The organism is Marinifilum breve (genome assembly GCF_003202155.1).
GTDB classification, from domain to species: domain Bacteria; phylum Bacteroidota; class Bacteroidia; order Bacteroidales; family Marinifilaceae; genus Marinifilum; species Marinifilum breve.
The window spans coordinates 186239-211015 of sequence record NZ_QFLI01000001.1; the positions used below are offsets into that span (position 1 = coordinate 186239).

Below are 24777 nucleotides of genomic sequence, written 5' to 3' on the forward strand. Positions count from 1 at the left end.
CTCATACAAGAGCCCAAACACCAAAATCGCTAACAAATATAAAATATTTTCAGGGATATCTACTTTTGTTTATGTCTCATAAAAAGAAAGCACTTCCACATTTGATAATTTCCTTTGCCAAACTGATCTTACTACACAGCACAATCCCAACACATTACAAACTTTAACCTATTTAATTAAGCTGTAAATTTCGTCTAGAATTTCGCTAGCTTTTCCTTGAAGAAAAAATTCTTTATTCGCTATTGTATTATTGCCCTGTCAGTTAACTGTTTTTTTACAGTTTTGAGCATACAGATTGTGTATGCATTTTTAATAACTAGCTGGTTATTAATGTAACAAACTTAGTAATAATAAATGATTTTCTAGAATAAAAAAGGAGCTACATTCATCAGTAACTCCTATTAAATTGGCACAGGTCTTAATAAGTTTTATTTAAAAATATCATTCCCCTTTAAAATTCTACATATACGATTCCAACTGGACTTTCTCCCATTTTGAAATATTATTGTTGAGATATGCTTTATTCAATTTCTTTTGAATATATCTATCCGTAAACTTTAACGGCTCATCCCTCAGCTTCTCATCATCAAACAATTTTTTTAAATTAATAGCTAATTCCCTTGGAATACCATATTCTATTAATCTTCTAGTACTATAATTATATGCACCTTGTTCCATAAAAGATAAAATTGGGTTTTCATCATCCTCAAAATGTAGAATCGGGTATAATAACTTAGGTATTTGAAATACAATTGTAGTATTTAACAATTCCAAAATCTTATCTATTTCTTCTTCCGAAGGAACACCACCCCATTTTACTATTTGATTTATTGGCTTCTCTCTACACCATTCTTGTGCATTGATTAAACACTTCTTAAGCAAACGATCATTTTCTATCCCTAAATACTTCGAATAATAATAAGGTGATACTGATTTTATCATGTTAATTACCCCCTGTAATTTATCAACAAAATGTAAATCAAAGGGTGAAGATGGCAACTTATGATATTTCCTATTCAAATATAACTCATTCAAAACAAATGGGTCCCAATGTGAATTTTTAATAATAATCTCCTTTGGAACATCGAGTTTTTTCAATTGATCTCGCACAGCTTTATATTCGGTTTCGGATAGATAAATTCCAGTATTTCTTAAACGCTCTATCGAATTCTTTTTATGTTTCAATACCATATGCCGTACATGGATTGAAAGATCATTAAACGAGTTCTCTTCAACTATTTTATCCCCTTGAGATAAAGTTTTTCGAATTTCAATTTCGTTTTCCTTAAACCTTACTCCATAACCTGAAGAAACTTCTTTCTCTGGATATTCATAAAGTTTAGTTTGTGTATCTTCAAATGCATTTTCATCCAAAATAATAGCCCTACCTACAAAATCTTTCATTAATCTACCTGCTCTTCCTCGTAGATTTGCAAACTCATAAGGAGTTAATTTTGCGCCTTGTTTCTTATTGGACAAATTTTGATTTCTAGCAATTATATTTTTAGCTGGTAAATTTACACCTTGCATCAATGTTGTTGTACAAACAATATTCTTTATTACATTTTTTGAAAACGCCTTTTCAACAACCATTCTAATATATTGAGGTACATTTGCATGATGGTATGCTGTTGAATTATTCAAACAATTAACTAAAGAATAATTTGGGTGTATGCTCGATGAGATATATTTAATCAAACTTTGTAAATCCTGATTCGGGTTATGATTTCTTTTTGCTATAGAGCCTGCTATTTTATTTGCAGTTGCTTTCGTTGGTGAAAAAATAATATTCCCCTCATTTTCACCTAAGTGATTCAAAATATGATTTATTACATCAAATGTTGGTTGCCTAAACTGAACCTTTTTAAAAAATTTACTCCCATCTGTTGGGAAGTTGTTAACCCTTATCGATTGAGGTTTATCATTTAGTACAGAATATTGCCTAAAAAATATCCCATTAGATTGTTGAACAAACGAATACGAAATATTTAAAACAGGAGGTAATTCATTGGAAACAGATTTAGCATTATCTCCAAAAAGTTTTCTAACAAGTTCATTAATATTTTTCAAACGAGGGCCAGCAACTACTATTTTATCAGGCTGATAGGTATTTTCAAATTCCTGAATAAGATTATACAAGTCTCTTGAGCGATCATTATCCTCATTAGCAACCCTTTCTATGTTTTGAATTTCGTCAATTACTAATAATTCAACCTCTGAAAAATATTTACTATTTTGACTAATAGCTGACAGTGCTCTTTCCTGAGTTAGAACAAATATATTTTTAGCTTGCGGATTAACATATTTTTCTGCAAAGGTTTGACTTATATTGTAATTCTTTAAATCTAAATCTTTAACAATCTTTCTAAAATCAGAACTTACCTGATTTATTAATGTGATAGTTGGAACGATATAAACACAGCTACCTGAATTTTTCTCAAGTAGATTTATAATTTTATTCGCCAACACATAAGATTTTCCTGCTGAAGTTGGAGCTGATATCCCAACTCTCTTATAATCTTCAATTGAATCCCACATTCTTTTTTGAAAACTTGATAATGAAATAAAATTATTTTCAACTACTGAAACACTGTAATCCTCAAGTTTTGCTTTAAATTTAAATTGTGCAATTAAGCTACCTAAATCACTGTACGTATTGGATTCCTTGTCAAATTTTGTATCGATCATCTTAACAGTAGGAATCAACCCAATCCGAGACATTATTTGCATTAAAAACCTAGATAGATTATTCCATTCTCGTTCTCTGTGTTCCCATATTAATCCACAAATTGTTAAACAAACATTTCTACCTATATCATCGCTTGCTTTTCGTGATAACCTCTCTGCAAGATTTAGTAAACTGACAACTACTGTTTCATCAAGTTTGCCTATTTCAGATTTTATTAAATTCAATTTTTTTGCAAATACTTCTAAATCGTATCGAAGTAGGATATTAAGCAAATCTCTTTCTTTTTCTTTTAGTTGCATATCATCCTATTTTTTTTGAAAATTTCTCTAACATTGATGTCAAATCATTAACTGGAAATAAAATCAAATGAATTCTTGGTCTTAATCTTGATTCGACTTTTTTATAAAGTATATTCTTATTGATACCATTAACTGAATCCTGAATTTTATTCATTGTATTTTCAAGAATTTCTGTTCTTGAACTACCTTCAACAAACTCATTTTGGCCATAAGTGACCATGCAAACTAAATGTACTTCTGTATCAGTTATATCTCCATCAAGATATTTCTTTGTATACCCCTCTAATTCTTCTGGTATAAAATCCTCATACACATAAAGAGATAATTCATTTCTGTGTTCTTTATAATGTTTAATGACATCTTCTACAGCCTCTTTAAATGCATAATTAAAAGCTCTGTCCTTTCTATCTGAAGTTTTACATTCTCCAATATAGATTTTATATTGTCCATTCTCACGAGCTAAGTGAATTGCATCTGCACCATTTCTTTCCATTTCTGGATTCGTGGTTAATGACATCTTTCTTAAAATTGGTACTGCTTTAAAGTGAGATTGCAGCAAATTGAATATTAATAATTCAGAAAGTTGTCCTTGCAAATTAGACGATCTAAATTTACCTTTTGCTCTATCCAATAAAATACTATAAGCATTATCTTCTTCCCTTTCATCCTCCTCAACCAAACGCTTTCTTATTTCAGATTGTTTACTTTTAGAATAAACATATCTAAGAACAGTAGCTACTATTTCAGTTACAAATTCATCTTGAAGTTCAATTAGGTCACAGTAGTTCACACATGTACCAAAACTTTTTTCATTAAAATCCAGTCCAAAGGAATCTTCAATGAAATACATTTTTTTCATTAAAGCTTTCGTGCTAGACAATAGTTCTTCTATATCTATTTCCTTCTTCATAATCGTGAAGATTAAGTTTAAATTAGATGGTTACAGGCAACATATCTTAACATCAAAAACATTACCTTAAGAACAAAAATAATAAAACAATATCAACATAACTCTTACTTTTACTTTTATTTACAATAAAAAAGCCCTACATCATGTAAGGCTTGATATTTATCTACTCTTTTTCTCCTTTGGTTTAAATGATTGAATAGCTGAACCGAAGTGAAAACTACCAACCAGCATCAACACTGAATTAACATATCCAATCGTTTCGAGTGGTATTGGCACAAACCAAGTAATAACGGCTGCACCTACAATGATTATAGCTATGATTGATGTGATGTTTTTTGCAAACCAGCTTGAATTTTCAGAATTATTCACTTCAACATTCATCTTTCTAGCATCCTTCACATCTTCAACATATTCCTATTTAATCAAACAGTATATCTCTTCTAGTATCTCACTCGCCTTCCCTTGCAAAAAGTAATCCGTAATACCATCTGTATAGTTCGATTCCTCAGTATTGATTTCGATTACCACTGCCCCATTTCGCTTGGCCTCGGTAGGAATCATGGCAGCAGGCATAACTTCTCCTGTAGTTCCTATTACCAATACCACATCGGCATCTCTGGCAGCCTGAAGTGATTTTCGATAAGCTGTTTCAGGAATCCCTTCTCCAAAAAAGACGAAGTCTGGTTTCAGAATTTTCTTATCGTTCACACATTTTGGAGGCAGTTCATTCAAATTTACCTCAGATGGAACATAGCTTTTACCACATTGCAAACAAATAAGTCTTTGCGAATTTCCATGAAACTCATACACTGTTTTTGATCCAGCTTCCTGATGTAGATTGTCGATATTTTGGGTTACCACTGCTTTTAAAAGGCCTTTCTCCTCAAGCTGAGCCAACACTTTGTGAGCTCCATTGTATTTAGCTTCTCCGAAAAAATCATAAAAGATCGATTTAATGGCTTTCCACGATTCTTCAGGGTTTAAATGAAAATAATCCAGGTCCAGACATTTTGGGTCATATCTACTCCATAATCCATCCGGTCCTCTGAATGGTGGTATTCCACTTTCAACGGATATTCCCGCACCTGTAAAAGCAATCATCGATTTTGAACTGGAAATGATCTCAGCAACTTTTTGTAATTCCTTTTCCATGCCTTTATACATTATTTTAATTGTAACATTGAATGCATTTTTCTAATAAAAATCTATTTATACAACTTCTAAATAAGTTTTTTAGAAGATTTCCCCTTTGATTTTGTGACACTTACAACAAGTAATGATTTGTTAACATTGCTGTAATATTCCTGTAACATTAGTATTCTAACATTGCAGTGTGAAAGGATACAAGTTAGTTCTTTTTCACACTATGTAATGTATCAAACAAGATTTTAAAATATTAAAAAATCTAAGAACAATCGTTTTTTAAACTAAAATTTAAACCAGAATGAAAAAATTTCAATTGCTTTTTGCTGCTATCATCGCAGTTGCTTTAATGGCAAGTTGTGGAAACGCAGGTAAAGATAAAACTGCAAGTAACAAAAAGGCTAAAACAATAACAGGTGCCGGAGCTACCTTCCCACAACCATTCTACAATAAAATTTTCAAGAGTTATACCAAAGAAAAAGGTTTATTGGTAACCTATGGTGGAATTGGTTCAGGCGGAGGCATCCGAAGCTTGAAAGATAAAATTGTTGACTTTGGTGCAAGTGATGCTTTCTTAAATGATAAGAAGCTAGCCGATATGCCAGCAGAAGTACTTCACGTTCCTACTTGTTTGGGTGCTGTTGTTGCTGCTTACAACCTACCTGGAAAACCAGAATTAAAATTCACTCCTGAATTGATGGAAGGTGTTTTCATGGGTAAAATCAAAAAATGGAACGATGCTAAAATTGCAGCAGTAAACCCAGGTGTAAAACTTCCTGATATGGAAATCACTGTTGTTTATCGTTCTGATGGATCTGGTACTACTTTTATCTTCAGCGATTATATGAGCAAAGTAAGTGCTGACTGGAAAGAGAAAATTGGTGCTGGTAAAGCATTAAAATGGCCTGTTGGTATTGGCGCAAAAGGAAACCCTGGTGTTGCTGGTACAATTAGCCAAACCGAAGGCGCTATTGGTTACATCGGATCTGAGTATGCTTTTGCAATGGGTATTCCTGTAGCTAGCATCCAGAACAAAGCTGGAAATTTTATTCTTCCATCTGTTGAGTCGGTAAGTGCATCAGCTAAAGGTGAAATGCCAGCTGATACACGTGTAAGCTTAACCAACACTGATGCTGCTGATGGATATCCTATCTCTAGTTTTACTTGGTTAATTCTTTACAAAGAGCAAAACTACAACGACAGAAGCGCTGATCAAGCTGCTCAAACCATCAAATTAATTGAATGGGTTGTAAGTCCGGAAGCTCAAAAAGAAACTACAAAAGTACATTATGCTCCACTTCCAGATGCTGCAGTAGCTAAAGCCAAAGCAGTTCTTGGTAAAGTAACTTATAACGGAAAAGCATTAAAATAAAACAATTGACTTAGGTCAAACAACGAGCTTGTAACAGCTAAATAAAAAGTTCTCCAGACTTACAACTGGTACAAGCTCGTTCTTCTATTACACTGAATCGTTCAAATCTTATGAACAGCGAAAAAATCTTCAAATATTTATTAGTTAGCAGTGGTGTTCTAATGGTGCTAATTGCCTTAGGAATTGTTGCTACACTATTTGTTGGCTCCATCCCTTCTTTTAAAGAGTTTGGGTTTGGATTTTTATTTTCTACAGAATGGGATCCAACAGAAGGACGTGAATCGTATGGCGCTTTGCCATTTATAATCGGTACACTCCTAACCTCCATTCTGGCATTAATCATCACATTTCCTTTCGCCTTTTCTATTTCCTTGTTCTTAGGCGAATATTTTAAAGATGGTGCCTTGCCTTCCTTTTTACGATCCGTAGTCGATCTATTGGCTGGTATTCCATCGGTTGTATACGGATTGTGGGGATTTTATGCATTAAAACCATTGGTTGCAGAACTAGGTCTTAATGCACAAGGGTTCGGAATATTCACATCATCGGTAATTCTGGCGATCATGATTATTCCATATGCTTCTTCTCTTGGTGCCGAAGTAATTTCGATGGTTCCTGGTAGTTTAAAAGAAGCTGCTTACTCACTTGGAGCAACTCGCTTCGAAGTAGTTAGAAACGTAATTGTTCCCAACGCAGGTTCGGGAATATTTGCAGGTTACATACTTGCCTTAGGTAGAGCAATTGGTGAAACCATGGCAGTTACCATGCTGATTGGTAACTCCAATAATATGCCAACCGGAATTTTCGATTTGGGAAATACCATGGCCAGTTTGATTGCCAACCAGTTTGGCGAAGCAGAAGGATTAAAATACACTTCTCTTATTGAGATCGGATTGATCCTGTTCGTTATCACCGGTATTGTAAATTATATCGGCAAATTAATCATGAAAAAATTATCGGCTTAGCCTTTATATATACCAAGATATGAATATCTCTACAGAAATATCAGACAGGAAGATGAAGCAACGCTTGCTGAAAGACAAAATCTTTACCAATGTAATGATTTTCCTAGCCTTTCTTTCGGGTGTACCATTGTTCCTGATTCTATACCAATTGGCGGTTAAAGGATATCGCCAGTTTAATATTAGCTTTTTTTTCGAAGAAGCTCCCGACACCATGGAAGCAATGATTGCAGTTGCTAACAATGAGGTTATACCGGGTGGTATTGCCAACGGTATTGTTGGTACGCTCATTATTGTTGGTATGGCTTCATTAATTGCCATTCCTATCGGGATTATTTGTGGAACCTATTTGGCCGAAAATGCCGAAGGTAAATTTGCAGGTTTGGTTCGATTTATCGTGGATATGCTTCAAGGTGTACCATCCATCGTTTTGGGGGTAATTGGTTACATCTGGATTGTAAAACCAGTAACCAATGGTTTCTCTGCTTTGGCAGGTAGTGTTGCCTTATCGATTATGATGTTGCCATCCATTGTGCGATCGACAGAAGAAACCTTAAAAATGATACCTGGAACACTAAAGGAAGCTGCCTTATCGCTAGGCGTGCCGTATCACAAAGTTATCCTTAAAGTGATTTTACCAACGGGTATTTCAGGCATCCTTACCGGGGTAATTCTTGGAATATCTCGTATTGCAGGAGAAACAGCTCCATTGATGCTTACAGCCTTGGGAAGTACAGTTATCAACACCAATATTACTGAACCTTCGAGTGCTGTACCTCTTTTGGTTTGGGAGTTTTACAACGATCCCAACCTTGTGAATATGATATGGAGTGCCTCCTTATTCCTACTACTATTAATCTTAGGTCTGAATTTATCAGCTAAAGCAATCGCGAGAAAATGGAAAGTACAATACTAAAACTAGAGCAAATGCCTACAGAGCAAAAATATAAAGAGAAGGTCGTGATAAAGAATCCTATAGAACAAATTGAATCTCCTGTTTTAAAAATCGAAGATTTATCGGTTTCATACGGAGGTGACAAGTATGCAATACAGAATGTATCTGCTGGCATCGCAAAAAACAAAATTACAGCAATTATGGGTCCTTCGGGATGCGGAAAAAGTACGCTCTTAAGAGCCATTAACCGCATGCACGAATTGTATCCAAATACTCACAATAAAGGAGGAGTTTACCTGGGCGATGAAAACATATATGAACTGAATCCTATCCAATTGAGAAGAAAGATTGGCATGGTGTTTCAACGTCCAAATCCTTTTCCAACCATGAGCATTTACGACAATGTAATTGCAGGTTTTAACTTGAATGGGATCAAGCTAAAAAGATCTGAAAAAGATGAAATCGTTGAAAAATCACTGCGAGAGGTAGCCCTTTGGGACGAGGTAAAAGATGCGCTTCACAACCGCGGAACTTTCTTATCTGGTGGTCAGCAACAAAGATTGTGTATTGCACGTGCATTAGCCTATACTCCTGACATTATTTTGTTGGATGAACCTACTTCGGCACTTGACCCAATTGCAACTTCTAAAATTGAAGACTTGCTGGTGAAACTGAAGAAAGATTTTACCATTGTGTTGGTAACGCACAACATGTCGCAAGCTGCACGTATTTCAGACTACTCTATGTTTATGTACCTTGGAGAGTTGGTTGAATATGGCAAGACAAGACAAATGTTTACCACACCTAAAGACAAACGTACAGAAGAATATCTAACCGGTAAATTTGGTTGATTTTCTGTCATTTAAATTTTGAATAAGCAATTAAGCTAATTCATTTATAATTATAATTTATAACTCATAATTGATATCGTATGTCAATAAAAAAAGATAAAAAATTCGATAAGCTTCATTCTGATTTCAGTAAAATGAAACTGATTCTTCAAGAACAATTTGAAATCATGGATGAAGTAGTTTCATATGGATTAGATATTATAGATGCAAAACGAGTGGACAAGTTTAAAAACAATGAGAATAAACTTGACAATCTTGAAATTAAAATGAGTGATAACATCATTCTTACCATGGGGTTACAGCAACCAATGGCAAGCGAATTGCGCTTATTGGTTTCTTATTTTAGAATGATTGGTTTTATTGAGCGCATTGGTGATCAACTAAACAATGTTTTAAGATACATTCAAAAAATGGAGCCACCCTTTATCCCTGAAAAGCATCGAGACTCATTGCTGAACATGCTATCGATAAGTGAAAAAATGGTGCGTAAGGCATTGATCTCATTCGAAGATAGCGATAGAGAATACGCTATCTGGACCATTAAAAATGATGAGTTTGTGGATGAAATGAGATACGACCTTATGAAACGAATGGTGAAAAAAGAAACGCCTGAAGGCGTAGATCAAAATGACATTTTCAATTTACTAAACTTTGGAAATATCCTAAGTAGTATTGAAAGAGTTGCAGACAATGCCACCAATATTGCCGAAGCTTCTATCTATTACCAGCAAGGTATCGACCTGCGTCACCAGGATTTACCTGAAGAAGATTAATCAGTGATCAGTAACCAATAAACTCTAAAATCTCTCTGGGAACTTTCAATATCTGAATACTATACACTTTACTTGAAATAACCTTAAAAAAAACCCGGAAAGATTTCCAAAAAATGAAGGATTTAAAGATATTAGTAGTCGATGATGAAGAGGATTTGTGCGAAATCCTGCAATACAATCTCGAACAAGAAGGTTTTCAGGTGGATACCGCCTTTTCATCGGAACAAGCCTTAAAGCTAGACTTGAGCAAATACGATTTCTTCCTGTTAGATATCATGATGGGAGAAATCTCAGGTCTGGAATTGGCTAAAATTATTCGTCGCAACCCCGATTTGGAGGATAAACCCATACTGTTTATCACTGCAAAAGGGAGCGAAACCGACAAATTGCTTGGATTTAAAGCTGGCGCTGATGATTATGTTGCAAAACCTTTTTCTGTAAAGGAAATTATTGCTCGAATTCATGTAATTTGCAAACGTGTTTTCTCTGAATCACTAAACGAATCGAATTTCGAATATGAAAAGTTGAGATTGATTCCGGAATCAAAGCAAGTTACGATCAACAATATTGATGTTGGCTTAACCAAAACAGAGTTTGAAATTTTACACCTGCTCTTAAACCATGCAGGAAGAATTTACTCTCGTGATGAAATCATGAATAAAATTTGGGAGGGCGACACCTATGTAGGCGATCGAACTGTTGATGTGAATGTACGACGAATCAGAAAAAAAATTGGAGAATACCACAATTTAATTAAAACCAAGTCGGGATATGGATATTATTTTGATCCCCGCGTAAAATAGATTAATTCGTTTTTTTACATGACTACAAACTTTCCTAACTCTGGATCAAAATACAAGAAGCGCTTATTTGTTTACTTCTTTTTGATTGTATTGATTTTTTCTATGCTAATTGGTGGTTTCCAATACAACCAGGAAATTGCCTATAGAAGAGAAAAATTAGAGTATGCGCTGAATATTTACACCGAACAGGTACAAGAGTTAATCAGACAGAAAGACTTAATCACCAAAAACGAATTTATCGAAGTTGATTCATTAAGAAGCCTAATGCCCGACCACAATATACGATTGACCGTTATTTTGCGTGATGGAAAAGTTGTATATGATTCTGATGTTGACAATTTGGCTCGGCTCGACAATCACATTAATCGACCTGAAGTTCAAAAGTCGATTCATGTCAACAAAGGAAGCAACATCCGATTATCAGGATCAACAGGACAAACCTATTATTACTATTCAAAGCATTACTACACCCACTTTGTAAGGGCTGCACTACCCTACAACGAGAGTGTAGTTTCTTTTTTAAAGGCCAACAAGCTGTTTTTCTACTTCCTAATCGCCTTATTTGGCGTAACTATTGTGTTCTTGCTTTATGCAACAGAGCATTTTGGAAACTCCATTGCCAAGCTTCGAAAATTTGCCATTAATGCTGCCAAAAACCGACCAATTGATCCAAATGAAAATTTTGGAAAAACCGAGCTCGGCGAAATCAGCCATCAAATTGTAAAGATTTACAACAAATTGAGCAAAACCAAGGAGGACTTGGTAAAAGAGAAGGAAAAGCTAATCATGCACCTTCAGATTGCACAGGAAGGTGTAGCAGTTTTCGATAAAAGCAGGAACTTAATTCTATGGAACAGTCATTTTATCGATTACATCAATTACCTGTCGAACATTTCAACGCATAACTACGAGGAAATATTCGAGTTGCCTGAACTGAAAGAGATTAATGATTTCATCAAATCGAACATTAAAAAGCTAGAGAAGAATTACATTCCTAATGTTGATATCATTAGCTCGAAAAATGTGGTTACCGTTGGCCATAAAATGTTCTTGTACCAGGTGGTGGTTTTCCCCGATTGCAATTTCGAAATTTCGATTAACGACATCACCAAATCGGAAAACGAGAAAACCATAAAGCAGGAAATGACTCTGAACATTGCACACGAGCTTAAAACTCCTGTAACTGCCGTTTCCGGATTTTTAGAAACCATTAAAGACAATCCGGAAATGCCTGAGGATAAAAAGATTCTTTTTATTGAACGATCCTGCGTGCAAATCAACCGCTTATCGAATTTAATTCAGGACATTTCGGTGCTTACCAAAATGGAAGAAACACAGCAATTGTTTACCATTGGCAATGTGAGCATTGGCAAACTATTGAATGAAATGCTTGATGATTTTGAGTTAAAATTAGAACATGCCAAAATGGATATTCAGCTTCATATACCTGAAGATTTAAACATCAATGGCAATTCTGAATTGTTGGATTCTGTTTTTAGAAACCTGATTGACAACTCTATAAAATACGCAGGAGAAGGAAGCTCCATAGAAATCAAGCACTACTTCGAAGACAACAATTATCATTACTTCTCCTATCATGACAATGGCATTGGAATTTCGGAGGATCATTTGCCAAGAATTTTTGAACGTTTCTACCGTGCCGATAACGGAAGATCAAGAAAAATGGGTGGCACCGGACTAGGCTTATCCATTGTTAAAAATGCAGTTGGCTTTCACAAGGGACGTATTTTCGTTAAAGCTCGCAAAGAAGGTGGAACTGAGTTTTTCTTCTCTTTGAAGAAACAACTTTCATAAGAAAACTAAGAATTTTAAAATTGTACAGACGGCTGTACAAAAAGTAAGTTTAATTCATGTAGTGTCATGTTGAACAAAGTGAAACATCTGATTCTCAATTCTGGAGATTCTTCGTTTTACTCAGAATGACAATAATTTTGTACTTTTTGGACGGGCTCTCTAAGCAATCGTCCATTTACTTTATCAGACTTTTTCCAACTTTATCCTTATCTTCAGGCTTCATCAAACTATAGAAATATGCACAAAGCAAGCGAAGATAGGTATGAAAATATGCCTTATCGAAGATGTGGAAGAAGTGGATTATTGCTGCCAGCCATTTCATTAGGATTATGGCACAATTTCGGACATGTCGATTTATACGATAATTTCAAACAAATACTATTCAGAGCATTCGATAGAGGAATTACTCATTTCGATTTGGCAAACAATTACGGACCACCTCCTGGTTCGGCAGAAGAAAACTTTGGTAAGATTCTTCGTGAACACATGAATCATTACCGCGATGAGATGATCATTTCTACCAAGGCTGGTTATCACATGTGGCCAGGACCTTATGGTGAATGGGGATCGCGAAAATATTTAATTGCAAGCCTCGATCAAAGTTTAAAGCGAATGGGTTTGGATTATGTGGATATCTTCTACTCGCACCGACCAGATCCCAATACGCCACTGGAGGAGACCATGATGGCTTTGGATCATGTGGTGCGCCAGGGCAAAGCATTATACGCAGGAATTTCATCTTATTCTCCTGATCAAACCCGCGAAGCTGCACGAATTTTGCGTGAATTGGGAACACCTTGCCTGATTCACCAACCAAGGTATTCGATGTTCGATCGTTGGGTGGAAGATGGATTGCTGGATCAGATCGAAAAGGATGGAATTGGTTCAATCGTCTTCTCTCCTCTTGCACAAGGTTTGCTAACCAACAAATACATTAAGGGCATTCCTGAAAATTCGAGAGCAGCCAAATCTCATGGTTTCTTGCAAAAAGATCAGATTACCGATAAGGTAATTGATAAGGTAAAAGCCTTAAATCAAATGGCAGAAAAAAGAGGACAAAGTTTGGCACAAATGGCCATTGCTTGGTTGTTGAAAGACGAGCGTGTAACTTCTGTTCTGATTGGAGCAAGCTCTGTTGCTCAACTCGATCAGAATATCGATAGCATCAACAATTTAAACTTTGAGATTTTCGAATTGGAAGAAATTGAAAAGATCTTAACAAATGAGGTCTAAGTGCAGAATTAGATGATAAGTCTTTTTTAGCGGCCTAAACAGTTTTACAAAAAGCATCTATATCCATTATGCTTAAATATTTATTTTTAATAAAATTATTTGAGCTTATTTTTTAAGCGCCTCGGCTTATGGCATCTTTTTTAAATTTCATTCGTTCTACGAAAGCTTTAGAAAGATCGGGAAGTTGAGAACTTGTTCGAAAATCAGCCGATCGCACTTAAGCTTGAGGCAGATAAGAATAAAATTTAAAAAGCAGCCTTGATTTTTTTTGCTTCGTTTTTTGGATCAAGCCAAAAAATGAAGTCGGGTTTGGGCGAAGCGCCAATTAATTTGGACACCACTGTTTGCTATACAATAATTTTTTAATCTAAAAGCCAAAACTTTTGACCTCGATCGTGGTTCTACCCACGCTTGAGGTTAAAATTTTTAAGCGCAAGTGTGGTTCGAGACACGGTTGGAGTCAAATTTTTTAAGAAATAGGTGGCTAAAGACACACTTCGTGTTAAAATTTTTAATCGAAACCGTGTCTTTTTTAAGCCCAAGTGTGTCTCGAACCACGATAGGTGGTGCCTTTTTTAAGTACAAACGTGTCTCAAATGACAATAGGTGGTGTCTTTTTTAACAAATACTCACATTCCATACATTTTCTGGCTAACTGGATATACCTTCTCAATTAATTCCAATACAATGTCCTTGAAGCATTGGATATTGCTACATTTATATTATCATGAAATAAATTTATGTATGAAAATTATTTGTTGATTTGCACTTTTTTGCTAATTTCAAAATTGATTTATTGTATAATTAAAATAATTGCCATATGAAATTACTAAAACCCTATGTGAATTTGATCAAGTCTGCATCAAATGGAGTTTACACACTAAATTCGGTAGTATCGGTACCAAAAGGCTATGCTTTAAATACTCTTAGCCAAGGAGAAATTGAAAAAAATGGCAAAAAGCTTTGGGCGGTTACGGCAACCATTACTTCTAATGGTGGTATTGGAACCGAAATTGCTGAATTCTCAGTGCCATTGGAACAAGGCCCAACTGAAGAAGTTAAAACCGTTAGCATGGTAATGGTGGATACGGCATTGATGAGCAATCCTGAAGAAGACAACAGAACGGATGTGGATTACGATGATGCTATAGGAGAAGTTCCTTAACAATTAGAAATCTTACTTGTAAAAATTTATGGACATTAGGAATAAACTAATGTCCATTTTTATTTTCATTTCTTTTTGCTGATATAATTACAGTTTTTCATATCTTAGTTTTTGCTAATCATTTTAATACTATGCAAAAACTACTTCTTTTTACATTCATACTTGCATTCACCATACAATCATTTGGTCAAAACAATTCGTTTGTAGATAGACAATTGGATTCCATACAAGATGTTCATGAACAGATCAAATTCTTAAACGATTGGACTGGAAAAAACTACAGAAAACACCTTAATGAAGCATTGTTTTATTCAGAAAAATGTTTTGAACTTGCAAAAACAAATAAGAATTATTCTGGAGCTGGAGATGCTTTAATCCGTATCGGTTTAGTACAGAGAAGAAAAGGTAATCACTCTGCAACCTTTTCATCTTACACTCAAGCTTTATCTTATTATGAAACCGCTCAAGATTCTATTGGAATTCATAAAACTTATTTAAATAGAGGTAGTTTATTTATTGCAACTGAAAAATATAAATCTGCACTAAAAGATTATTTTGAAAGTCTACAATTTTTCGAAAAATATAATGATTACAATAAAACCTCAATAATTTATAACAATATAGGATTAATATATAAAAGACTCAAAGACTACAAAAAAGCAATTCAATACTATAAAAAATCCGCTAAAATAAGCACTGAAAATAACTTAAATTCCACTCTTTACCTGTCAAATACGAATATAGCCAATATTTACTCTATCCAAAATAAGTTTCAAGAAGCCTTAAGCTATCACAAGAAAAACTTAGATGTACTTAAAGCAAAACCTAACAAATATCGTCTGGCGCAAACCTATCACAACATTGGTGCATGTTTTCTGGAAATGAAGCAATACGCTATGGCTATTGATTACCAAAAACAAAGTTTACAATTAAAGGAAAAAATAGGGAATAAGAATTTAATCATCACCTCTTTAAATGGACTATCTCAAGCCAATTATGTAATGGGAAATTTAGATGATGCATTAAACTATAGTAAAAGAGCTTATGAATTAGGAAAAGAAATTGGACATATTGATTATCAAAAAAATAGTGCATCCAGAATATTTCATATCCTAACCCATCAACACCAGGCGGATAGTGCGCTTCGTTATTGGGAGATATACGATCAGCTTAAAGATAGTTTGATTAACAAGGAGAGCTTAAAACAGGTAACTGAAATCCAGACCAAATACGAAGCAGAGAAGAAAGAAGCGCAAATTGCTTTGCTAAAGAAAGAGAACAATAATAAGGCTATGCAACGTAATGGCCTAGTTGTTATTTTGATATTGATTGCAGCTTATGCCGGATTTATAGTCTATTCGTATTACAGTAACAAAAAACTAACAAGATTACTTAGCCTACAAAAATCACGAATTGAGTGGTCGAAAGAACTTCTTGATTGCAGGAACAAAGAATTAAAAGTGTCGAACCAAACCAAAAATAAACTGTTCCAAATCATCTCTCATGATTTGCGTTCCCCTTTGGCTTCGGTATCGGGTATTTCCCATTTAATACAAATTCTTTTGAGGCAAGGAAGGTATCATGAACTGAATGAAACCAGCCAAGATTTGAACGAATGCGTAACACGAGTTCTTAACCTCACCGATAACCTTTTGTCTTGGTCATTGAATCAATCTGGCAAATTGCCTTTTACACCTGTAGTTATCCCTGTCAAGAAACTTTTGTCTGGCATTTTGGAAATCTATAAAACTGGTGCTCAACAAAAAAACATTTTGTTGGAATTATCCCTATCGCAAAATCTTTTTGTATATGCCGACCGACCAATGTTGGAAACCGTAGTACGTAACCTTTTAAACAATGCCTTAAAATTTACGCCCGAAGGTGGCTTAATTGTACTTGGGGCAGGAATAAAGGAAGATCACACCGAGATTTATATAGAAGACAGTGGTGTTGGAATATCCGATGAAGCAATTTCCCACATTTTTGAGTTGGATACTACAAGTAGTGGAACGCGCGGAGAAAAAGGAAATGGCTTGGGCTTGATACTATGTAAGGATTTTATCGAGAGAAATCATGGTAAAATTTGGGTAGAAAGTGAAGAAGGGCACGGAACAACATTTAGGTTTACAGTGCCAAATGCCGAAAAAATCTATGTAGAGGAATCGATATCTCATCAATAAAATAGTATTCATTTATAACTAGTAGAGACATAGCGTGCTACGTCTTTACTTTTATGCGAACCATTTATTTACAAAAACTTCATGGCTTATATGTTTTATTAAAGAGAATAATTACTAATTTTGCGCCCTGAATTAATAAATGGTCTAGATAAAATGATTTCAGTTTCAAACTTATCAATTCAATTCGGGAAAAAACCCCTTTTCCAGGATGTTAATATAAAATTTACTCCAGGCAACTGTTATGGAGTTATTGGTGCTAATGGTGCTGGTAAATCAACTTTCCTTAAAATCCTTTCGGGAGAATTAGATTCTACTACAGGAAAAGTAATGATGGAACCAGGTGAAAGAATGGCTGTTCTTAAGCAGAACCACTTCGAATTCGACGAATTTACAGTTTTGGATACAGTAGTGATGGGACATGCTGAGCTTTGGGCCATCATGCAGGAAAAAAATGCCATTTATGCCAAGCCTGATTTTTCGGAAGAAGATGGAATAAAAGCATCTGAGTTGGAAGAAAAATTTGCCGAAATGGATGGTTGGAATGCTGAAAGCGATGCTGCAGAACTTTTAAGTGGTCTTGGTATTAAAGAAGCTTTTCACTACAAAAGCATGAAGGAATTAAGTGGTAAGGAGAAAGTACGTGTGTTACTTGCACAGGCACTTTTCGGTAACCCTGATAACTTGCTTCTGGATGAGCCTACCAATGATCTTGACCTTGAAACTGTAATGTGGTTGGAAAATTATTTGGCCAACTTTAACAATACTGTGATTGTTGTATCTCACGACCGTCACTTCTTGGATTCGGTATGTACGGATATTGTGGATATCGACTTCGGAAAAATTAAGATGTTCTCTGGTAACTACTCGTTCTGGTACGAGTCTAGTCAGTTGGCAGCTCGTCAGCAGGCACAGCAGAACAAAAAAGCTGAAGAGAAGAAGAAAGAGCTTCAAGAGTTTATTTCTCGATTTAGTGCCAATGTTGCAAAATCGAAACAAACAACTTCTCGTAAGAAGATGTTAGAGAAACTTAACATTGAAGACATTCAGCCATCAACTCGTCGTTACCCAGGTATTATTTTCCAACAGGAACGCGAAGCTGGTGATAAGATTTTCTCATGTATGGGATTGAGCAAAAGCATCGAAGGTGAAACCTTATTTAAAGATGTAGAGTTCACCATCGAAAAAGGAGAAAAAGTGGTATTCCTTTCAAAAGATCCACGTGCTATGTCTTCTCTTTTTGATATCATCAACGGAGATACTAAAGCGGATAGCGGATCATACGAATGGGGTGTTACCATTACTCCAGCTTACTTGCCATTGGATAACTCAAGCTTCTTTCAGGAACCACTTACTTTGATTGATTGGTTGGCACAATACTCTAATGATACCAGCGAAATTTACTTGCGCGGATATTTGGGTAAAATGTTGTTCTCTGGTGAGGATATCTACAAAAAAGCAGATGTTCTTTCGGGAGGTGAAAAAGTTCGTTGTATGGTATCGAGAATGATGCTAAAAGACGCCAACTTGTTGATTTTGGATACTCCAACCAACCACTTGGATTTGGAGTCGATTCAATCGTTCAACAACGCGCTAATCAACTTTGGTGGAACGGTATTGATGTCGTCTCATGACCACGAGTTTATTCAAACCGTAAGTACGCGTATTATCGAATTAACTCCTAATGGAATTATCGATAAGTTGATGGATTACGATGATTACATTACAAGCGAGAAGATTAAAGAGCAACGTGAAAAAATGTATCAGGTATAAGTCTATATAAACCTTCAATATTTCATCCCCCGGGCGTTCGCGTTTGGGGGATCTTTTTTTTCAATGAGCAATGAACAGTGAACAGTAAACAATGAATAATGAACAATTAGTAATTAGCATTAACTGGGATCTGAATTCATTTCGCTTGTTACCTGAAGCTGACTGCTGACTGCTGACTGCTGATTGCCGTACTCTAATATTATTCAATATTAATTGTTAATTACTAATTGATCCGTTATCTTTGCGGCACTACAAAAACAACCCATCATCTGTATTTTTCGAAATACATAAAAACATTATACTTTATGATTCCAAAAATTGAACGTGCTACAATCGTAGTATTGGATAGCGCAGGTGTTGGTTATTTGCCAGATGCTGAAGAATTTGGCGATGTTGGATCCAACACCATCGGAAATATTGCAAAACATTGCGGAGGTATCGAGCTTCCAAACATGCAAAAACTTGGTTTAGGTAACATCATCGATATTGAAGGTGTTAAGCCTGAAAATAATGCCAATGGAGCTTATGGAAAAGCAGCTGAAGCATCGAAAGGTAAAGATACAACTACTGGCCACTGGGAAATTGCTGGTGTGAAACTAGAAAAAGCGTTCCCTACTTATACCAATGGATTTTCAGAGGAAACCATCAAGTTGTTCGAAGAACGAACCGGTAGAAAAGTAATGGCAAACAAGCCAGCTTCGGGAACAGCAATTCTTGATGAATATGGCGATGAGCAAATGAAAACAGGAAATTGGATTGTTTACACATCTGCGGATCCTGTATTTCAAATTGCAGCACACGAAGAAGTAATTCCTTTGGAAGAGTTATACAAAGCTTGTGAAATTGCTTTAGAGATTTGTTCTGAGCATGAACCAGTAGCTCGTGTAATTGCTCGTCCATACCTGGGAAGCGGAAAAGGCAACTTTACTCGTACTGCCAACCGTCATGATTATTCGGTTACGCCTCCAAAACCAACTGTTCTTGATCGATTAAAAGAGAACAAATTGGATGTGATTGGAATTGGTAAAACCAAAGATATTTTTGCAGGACAAGGAATCACAGATTCTAGAGGTACCAACAAAGACAATGTTGATGGTATTGAAAAAACACTTGTTGCTCTTGAAGAGGATTCTAAAGGTTTAATCTTTACCAACCTTGTTGATTTCGACATGGTTTACGGACACAGAAGAAATCCTGAAGGATACAAAGATGCTTTGGAAGAATTCGATAAGTATCTGCCACAAATTCAAGAAAAGCTAAAAGAAGACGAAATTTTAATTTTAACCGCAGACCACGGTTGTGATCCAACCTATAAAGGAACCGATCACACAAGGGAATACATTCCCGTAATGGTATATGGTAAAAACATCAAACAGAATGTTAATTTGGGTACCAGAACTACTTTCGCTGATATTGCAGCAACAATTGAAGAATTGTTACTAGGCAATAAAGTTGAGGGAAGTTTTGCCAAAGACCTATACTAAAAGTTTTCAAACCAATAAAAGGAGCTGTTTCAATTATAAAACAGCTCTTTTATTTTTATGCATTAAGCTGGTTTAAAACCTTCTTTATTTTCTCTGCATCAGCTTCGTAATATTCAAATTCGGGAATACTCCCCTCTCCGCCCATGTTAATATTCGGATTCTGATATTTCATTTTGCTTTGAACCAACTTTTTCGCAGAACAATGAAACTCCTTAGCTCCGGTTACCTCCTTAAGCTTGGCAATATTTGCTTCGTTTACCCCGCTACCCGGCATTATTATAATCTTATTATCAGCTTTTTCTACCAATTCGGCCAAAAGTTCTATTCCTTCTTCTGCAGTTTGCATTCCTCCCGAAGTAAGAATTCTGTCAACACCTATTTCCATCAACTCCTGCAAAGCGTCAATATGATTTTCAACCATGTCGAATGCTCTATGGAAAGTAAAACTCATTGGTTTTGCCAAATCAACCAATTCTTTTGTTCGCTTAATGTCAATTTTTCCATCTGTAAGCAAAACTCCTGATACCACACCATCTACACCTTCTTCTTTACAGGATAGAATATCCTTCTTCATGCATTCAAATTCAACATCTGAATAGCAAAAATCGGCACCTCTAGGTCTAATAATAACATGTACAGGAATACTTAGCTTTTCTTTTACCAATTGTATTGTAGCCAAACTTGGTGTTGTACCACCTTCATAAACACCAGCACACAATTCAATACGGTTTGCACCAGCTTGCTCAGCAATTACTGCCGATTGCACAGAATAACAACAAATTTCTAACATTCTATCAAGTTTCTTTTCTAGCATTAAGATTTGAAAAGGTAAAAGTAATTTTCTCTTCTCACAATACACAATATTATTTTAATATGGCACCATATTGAATACCAATTAACTGATTTAACAATCTTTAATTTTATAAATTACGTAAAGAGAACTTTTTTCAGTAATTTGTTGTGGATTGATTAACCCAGATTTACCCAACATGAACCACCGAAAACCATTTTTGCTATTCCTTACTATTTTGTTGTCTTTGAACAGTATTTTCGCCCAACAAAATAACATTCGATTCAAACGTATCACAATTAATGATGGACTGTCGCTTAGTTCCGTTTATTGCATTTTTCAGGATTCTAAAGGCTTCATGTGGTTTGGAACCGAAGATGGTTTAAATCGATACGATGGTAAAAATTTTGTGATTTACAGAAGCGATCCCGACGATTTAAATACCATTACTCACAAGTGGATAGAGCACATATATGAAGATAGCAAAGGAAATCTATGGCTCGGCTCTCGAGGTGGACTCACTCGATTTGATCCAGTTCATGAACAATTTACCCAATTCAGAGGCTTAGGAGCTAATAAAATTTTAACAAACGATACGATTACGCATTTGTACGAAGATTCTCATAAGCGATTGTGGATTGGTACTTTAAATGGCATCAATTGCATTGATCTCGAAAAACTAACTGCTATCGACATAAAAAACACCCATGGTATTTCATCCAGAATTAATGGAATTCTTCAGGTAAATCCTAACAAAATCTTAATTGCAACAGATGTTGGATTGTACTCTTACAATCAGAAATCCAATCAAATCGTAAATGAAAAACTGTCTGATAGCCAGGATAGCATTCGAATCACTACTTTAATTCAAAATCCTAATTCCATTCTAGTAGGAACCAATAATGGCTTTTATGTGCTAGATAAAAATCTAAAAACAAAACCACAGCATTTCCTCAAAGATATTGACGTAGAAAGAATCATATTCGATAAAGATTCCACAATATGGATTTCTACTAATAAAGCATTACTGTATCAACCTAAAAATGCTACAAAATTTAAAAAATCAGTAAAATCATTCGAATCTACCAATAGCCTTTCCATTAATACGGAAAAACCTCTAATAATTGACAGCAAGAGTAATTTATGGTTTGGAACATTTGGATCTGGATTATTTCGACTGGACAACAAAGAACAGAAAAAATACCATTACAAGAATAATTCAGCGGATTCGCAAAGCCTATCTGAAAACACTATCAACTGTATTTACGAAGACCGAAATGGAGTTATCTGGATTGGTACATTTGGTGCTGGAATAAGTATTTACGATCCACAATTGCATAAATTCAATTTGTTAAGACACGATCCTTTAGATCAAAATAGCCTACCGGCTAATTTTATTTGGACCATCTGTGAAGACAAAGACGCCAATGTATGGATTGGAACAAACAACCAAGGCCTTACCAAATACCAAATACGCCAAGACACTTTTATCAGGTACGATCTTAGGCAATCTAAAAAACTTCCTCATAAAGCCATCCGAAAAGTTTATGAAGACAAAAAAGGCATAATTTGGATTGGTACTGATGGTGATGGTCTTATTCGTTTTAATCCACTAAATGGAAAAAGAAAATACTTCACACATAATTCGAACAACAAACAATCGATTAGTAACAATTCGGTCCGTGTGATTTTTGAAGATAGTGAAGGTTTACTTTGGGTTGGCACACAAAGTGGTTTAAATCTATTCGATCCTAAAACTGAAAAATTCACTCAATTCAAACATTCGGATAATGACCCTAACAGCATTTCCCACAATTTTGTGTATTCAGTAATTTTCGAAGATTCAAAAGGAAACATTTGGGTAGGTACCTGTGGTGGCGGTTTAAATGTTTACAACAAAGAATCAAAATCATTCAACAGCTATACATACAACAGTAATTCTCAAAACACAATCTCAGATGATGTGGTATTCTCCATTTACGAAGAGCCAAATGGAACTTTATGGATTGGTACAAATAACAAATTAAATAAGTTCAATCCCAACTCTCAACAGTTTGAGCATTTTGGAACAGAACATGGATTACCAAATAATGTTATTTACGGCGTTCTCCCTGATGTCAAAAACAATATATGGCTCAGTACCAATTCCGGAATATGCAAGTTCTCTTTAAAAAACCATTCTTGTAACAATTTTGATGTTCATGATGGTTTACAAAGCAATGAATTTAATGGTGGAGCATTCCATAAAGGCAAAAGTGGCTTGCTCTATTTTGGTGGAGTTTATGGACTCAATATTATCAATCCTGACAAAGAGATCACAGAAGACGCATTGTATGATGCTGTACTTACCAAATTGGAAATTCATGGTCAGCCTGTAAATGTGCTTCCATTAACTTCAAAAGGGAATAAAATATCCTACACCAAAGAAAATGACACCTATGGTTTTTCAAAAAGCATAGCCTTTACCGATTCAATTGAATTGGATTACGAGCATCGATTTATTTCATTTGAATTCTCCACCTTGTCTAGCTTTTCTCCCGACAAGGTAAACTATGCCTATAGACTTAAAGGTTTGGAAAAAAAATGGGTGTATTCTGAGAAAAGAAATTTTGCATCCTACTCTAATCTTTCACCAGGTAAATATACCTTTCAGGTGATTGCTCAAAATCCTTATGGAAAATGGAGTAAAACTCCCAAAGAGTTGCAAATCATCATACATCCCCCATTTTTCATGACTTGGTGGTTTATTCTTCTTCTGGTAATTGTAGCTAGTGGAATCATTGTTTTTGTATACGGATATCTTTTAAATATCAAGACCAACAAACTACTTAGTGCACAAAACGAAAAAATTAAAATTGCCAATAAAAACCTAAAAGAATCAGAACAAAACCTAAAAGAATTGGTTGCCACCAAAGACAAGTTTTTCAGAATCATATCGCATGATTTAAAAAATCCATTTACCAGCTTACTATCTATTAGTGAAATGATTCATGAGAACTATGAACATGTTGAAGAAGAAGAAAAACAAATTGGCATTCGAAAAATACATGAGTCTGTAAAGCATATTTTCAATCTATTAGAGAATCTTCTTACCTGGTCACGTTCTCAAACAGGAAAAATTAATTTTGAACCCAATGAATTTGATTTATGTGGACTGATATCAGAAACCCTAAACCTATATCAAGCTTCGGCGGAAAAAAAACAAATCAATCTCACTAAATTTTGCCCGGAAGAAATAAAGGTGAAAGCCGACAGAAACATGTGTAGTTCTGTTTTAAGAAACCTGATCAATAATGCAATTAAATTTTCTCACAATACCAGCGAGGTTTCTATAAAGGTGATTCCGCATACTGATTTTCATGAAATTCAAATCATAGATCAAGGCATTGGAATTGATAAAGAAAACACAGATAAACTATTCAGAATTGACCTAAAATATAAATCATCAGGGACAGCTGGAGAAAAAGGTACAGGATTGGGCTTACTGCTTTGCAAAGAGTTTGTAGAAATGAATAGCGGAAAGATAAAAGTTGAAAGTAAACTAGGCGAAGGAAGTACATTTATATTCACCCTGCCCTCTGCTTAATTTGTAAGAACCTGTTAAAATAAACTGACTCAATTTGGATTTCTCAAGAATTTAAAG

The 24777-nt window shown here is 35.1% G+C and carries 18 protein-coding genes; 13 read left to right on the top strand and 5 right to left on the bottom strand.

The genetic code is table 11. The annotated features are described in order from the left end of the window. Window positions 1–459: 459 nt before the first annotated feature. From DF185_RS00765 to DF185_RS00780, 4 genes are all read right to left on the bottom strand, one after another. Window positions 460–2988 (bottom strand): DEAD/DEAH box helicase, encoded by a 2529-nt coding sequence (locus DF185_RS00765; protein ID WP_110358820.1) that lies wholly within the window; start codon window positions 2986–2988, stop codon window positions 460–462. Between the two features lies 1 nt (window position 2989). Further along, window positions 2990–3898 carry a HamA C-terminal domain-containing protein gene (locus tag DF185_RS00770; protein WP_110358821.1) on the bottom strand — a complete coding sequence of 303 codons (909 nt, stop codon included), beginning with the start codon at window positions 3896–3898 and terminating at the stop codon, window positions 2990–2992. A gap of 159 nt (window positions 3899–4057) precedes the next feature. Continuing rightward, window positions 4058–4279, bottom strand: coding sequence for a hypothetical protein (locus DF185_RS00775; protein WP_133249921.1), 222 nt, complete (start codon window positions 4277–4279; stop codon window positions 4058–4060). Window positions 4280–4312: 33 nt separating this feature from the next. Next, window positions 4313–5050, bottom strand: coding sequence for an NAD-dependent deacylase (locus tag DF185_RS00780; RefSeq protein WP_110359405.1), 738 nt, complete (start codon window positions 5048–5050; stop codon window positions 4313–4315). Window positions 5051–5342: 292 nt separating this feature from the next. Between DF185_RS00780 and pstS the strand changes: the two genes are divergently transcribed. The 12 genes from pstS (at window position 5343) to DF185_RS00840 (ending at window position 20344) form a co-directional block, all read left to right on the top strand. Continuing rightward, on the top strand, window positions 5343–6413 hold the full coding sequence (gene pstS, locus DF185_RS00785) for a phosphate ABC transporter substrate-binding protein PstS (RefSeq protein WP_110358823.1): 1071 nt from the start codon (window positions 5343–5345) through the stop codon (window positions 6411–6413). A 110-nt stretch (window positions 6414–6523) separates the two neighbouring features. Then, entirely contained in the window at window positions 6524–7378 is an 855-nt protein-coding gene (gene pstC / locus DF185_RS00790) for a phosphate ABC transporter permease subunit PstC (RefSeq protein WP_110358824.1), read from the top strand. A 19-nt stretch (window positions 7379–7397) separates the two neighbouring features. After that, on the top strand, window positions 7398–8291 hold the full coding sequence (gene pstA / locus DF185_RS00795; RefSeq protein ID WP_207784538.1) for a phosphate ABC transporter permease PstA: 894 nt from the start codon (window positions 7398–7400) through the stop codon (window positions 8289–8291). Next, window positions 8273–9121: a phosphate ABC transporter ATP-binding protein PstB gene (gene pstB, locus DF185_RS00800; protein ID WP_317046826.1), complete on the top strand. Its 849-nt coding sequence runs from the start codon at window positions 8273–8275 to the stop codon at window positions 9119–9121. Before pstA ends, pstB begins: the two co-directional genes overlap by 19 nt. A gap of 80 nt (window positions 9122–9201) precedes the next feature. Then, entirely contained in the window at window positions 9202–9894 is a 693-nt protein-coding gene (locus DF185_RS00805; protein WP_110358825.1) for a phosphate signaling complex PhoU family protein, read from the top strand. A 113-nt stretch (window positions 9895–10007) separates the two neighbouring features. After that, on the top strand, window positions 10008–10697 hold the full coding sequence (gene phoB, locus DF185_RS00810) for a two-component system response regulator PhoB (protein WP_110358826.1): 690 nt from the start codon (window positions 10008–10010) through the stop codon (window positions 10695–10697). A gap of 18 nt (window positions 10698–10715) precedes the next feature. Further along, window positions 10716–12512, top strand: coding sequence for a sensor histidine kinase (phoR, locus tag DF185_RS00815; RefSeq protein WP_110358827.1), 1797 nt, complete (start codon window positions 10716–10718; stop codon window positions 12510–12512). Window positions 12513–12749: 237 nt separating this feature from the next. Next, window positions 12750–13745, top strand: coding sequence for an L-glyceraldehyde 3-phosphate reductase (mgrA, locus tag DF185_RS00820; protein ID WP_110358828.1), 996 nt, complete (start codon window positions 12750–12752; stop codon window positions 13743–13745). An 820-nt stretch (window positions 13746–14565) separates the two neighbouring features. After that, window positions 14566–14910 (top strand): hypothetical protein, encoded by a 345-nt coding sequence (locus tag DF185_RS00825; RefSeq protein ID WP_110358829.1) that lies wholly within the window; start codon window positions 14566–14568, stop codon window positions 14908–14910. A 131-nt stretch (window positions 14911–15041) separates the two neighbouring features. After that, entirely contained in the window at window positions 15042–17090 is a 2049-nt protein-coding gene (locus DF185_RS00830; RefSeq protein WP_110358830.1) for a tetratricopeptide repeat-containing sensor histidine kinase, read from the top strand. Between the two features lie 153 nt (window positions 17091–17243). Continuing rightward, complete coding sequence (locus DF185_RS00835; RefSeq protein ID WP_110358831.1) at window positions 17244–18860, top strand: ABC-F family ATP-binding cassette domain-containing protein; 1617 nt, start codon at window positions 17244–17246, stop codon at window positions 18858–18860. A gap of 305 nt (window positions 18861–19165) precedes the next feature. Next, window positions 19166–20344: a phosphopentomutase gene (locus tag DF185_RS00840; protein WP_110358832.1), complete on the top strand. Its 1179-nt coding sequence runs from the start codon at window positions 19166–19168 to the stop codon at window positions 20342–20344. Window positions 20345–20399: 55 nt separating this feature from the next. On the opposite strand, the gene DF185_RS00845 is transcribed toward DF185_RS00840, so the two are convergent. Further along, on the bottom strand, window positions 20400–21158 hold the full coding sequence (locus DF185_RS00845) for a copper homeostasis protein CutC (protein ID WP_207784539.1): 759 nt from the start codon (window positions 21156–21158) through the stop codon (window positions 20400–20402). A 175-nt stretch (window positions 21159–21333) separates the two neighbouring features. On the opposite strand from DF185_RS00845, the gene DF185_RS00850 reads away from it, so the two are divergent. Beyond that, window positions 21334–24720: a ligand-binding sensor domain-containing protein gene (locus DF185_RS00850; RefSeq protein ID WP_110358833.1), complete on the top strand. Its 3387-nt coding sequence runs from the start codon at window positions 21334–21336 to the stop codon at window positions 24718–24720. The last annotated feature ends 57 nt before the right edge of the window (window positions 24721–24777 follow it).

What these genes read in the sequence shown, in the direction of transcription:
- DF185_RS00765 (WP_110358820.1), bottom strand. Translation starts at nt 2,988, where the DNA reads ATGCAACTAAAAGAAAAAGAAAGAGATTTGCTTAATATCCTACTTCGA.
- DF185_RS00770 (WP_110358821.1), bottom strand. Translation starts at nt 3,898, where the DNA reads ATGAAGAAGGAAATAGATATAGAAGAACTATTGTCTAGCACGAAAGCT.
- DF185_RS00775 (WP_133249921.1), bottom strand. Translation starts at nt 4,279, where the DNA reads ATGAATGTTGAAGTGAATAATTCTGAAAATTCAAGCTGGTTTGCAAAA.
- DF185_RS00780 (WP_110359405.1), bottom strand. Translation starts at nt 5,050, where the DNA reads ATGGAAAAGGAATTACAAAAAGTTGCTGAGATCATTTCCAGTTCAAAA.
- pstS (WP_110358823.1), top strand. Translation starts at nt 5,343, where the DNA reads ATGAAAAAATTTCAATTGCTTTTTGCTGCTATCATCGCAGTTGCTTTA.
- pstC (WP_110358824.1), top strand. Translation starts at nt 6,524, where the DNA reads ATGAACAGCGAAAAAATCTTCAAATATTTATTAGTTAGCAGTGGTGTT.
- pstA (WP_207784538.1), top strand. Translation starts at nt 7,398, where the DNA reads ATGAATATCTCTACAGAAATATCAGACAGGAAGATGAAGCAACGCTTG.
- pstB (WP_317046826.1), top strand. Translation starts at nt 8,273, where the DNA reads ATGGAAAGTACAATACTAAAACTAGAGCAAATGCCTACAGAGCAAAAA.
- DF185_RS00805 (WP_110358825.1), top strand. Translation starts at nt 9,202, where the DNA reads ATGTCAATAAAAAAAGATAAAAAATTCGATAAGCTTCATTCTGATTTC.
- phoB (WP_110358826.1), top strand. Translation starts at nt 10,008, where the DNA reads ATGAAGGATTTAAAGATATTAGTAGTCGATGATGAAGAGGATTTGTGC.
- phoR (WP_110358827.1), top strand. Translation starts at nt 10,716, where the DNA reads ATGACTACAAACTTTCCTAACTCTGGATCAAAATACAAGAAGCGCTTA.
- mgrA (WP_110358828.1), top strand. Translation starts at nt 12,750, where the DNA reads ATGCACAAAGCAAGCGAAGATAGGTATGAAAATATGCCTTATCGAAGA.
- DF185_RS00825 (WP_110358829.1), top strand. Translation starts at nt 14,566, where the DNA reads ATGAAATTACTAAAACCCTATGTGAATTTGATCAAGTCTGCATCAAAT.
- DF185_RS00830 (WP_110358830.1), top strand. Translation starts at nt 15,042, where the DNA reads ATGCAAAAACTACTTCTTTTTACATTCATACTTGCATTCACCATACAA.
- DF185_RS00835 (WP_110358831.1), top strand. Translation starts at nt 17,244, where the DNA reads ATGATTTCAGTTTCAAACTTATCAATTCAATTCGGGAAAAAACCCCTT.
- DF185_RS00840 (WP_110358832.1), top strand. Translation starts at nt 19,166, where the DNA reads ATGATTCCAAAAATTGAACGTGCTACAATCGTAGTATTGGATAGCGCA.
- DF185_RS00845 (WP_207784539.1), bottom strand. Translation starts at nt 21,158, where the DNA reads ATGCTAGAAAAGAAACTTGATAGAATGTTAGAAATTTGTTGTTATTCT.
- DF185_RS00850 (WP_110358833.1), top strand. Translation starts at nt 21,334, where the DNA reads ATGAACCACCGAAAACCATTTTTGCTATTCCTTACTATTTTGTTGTCT.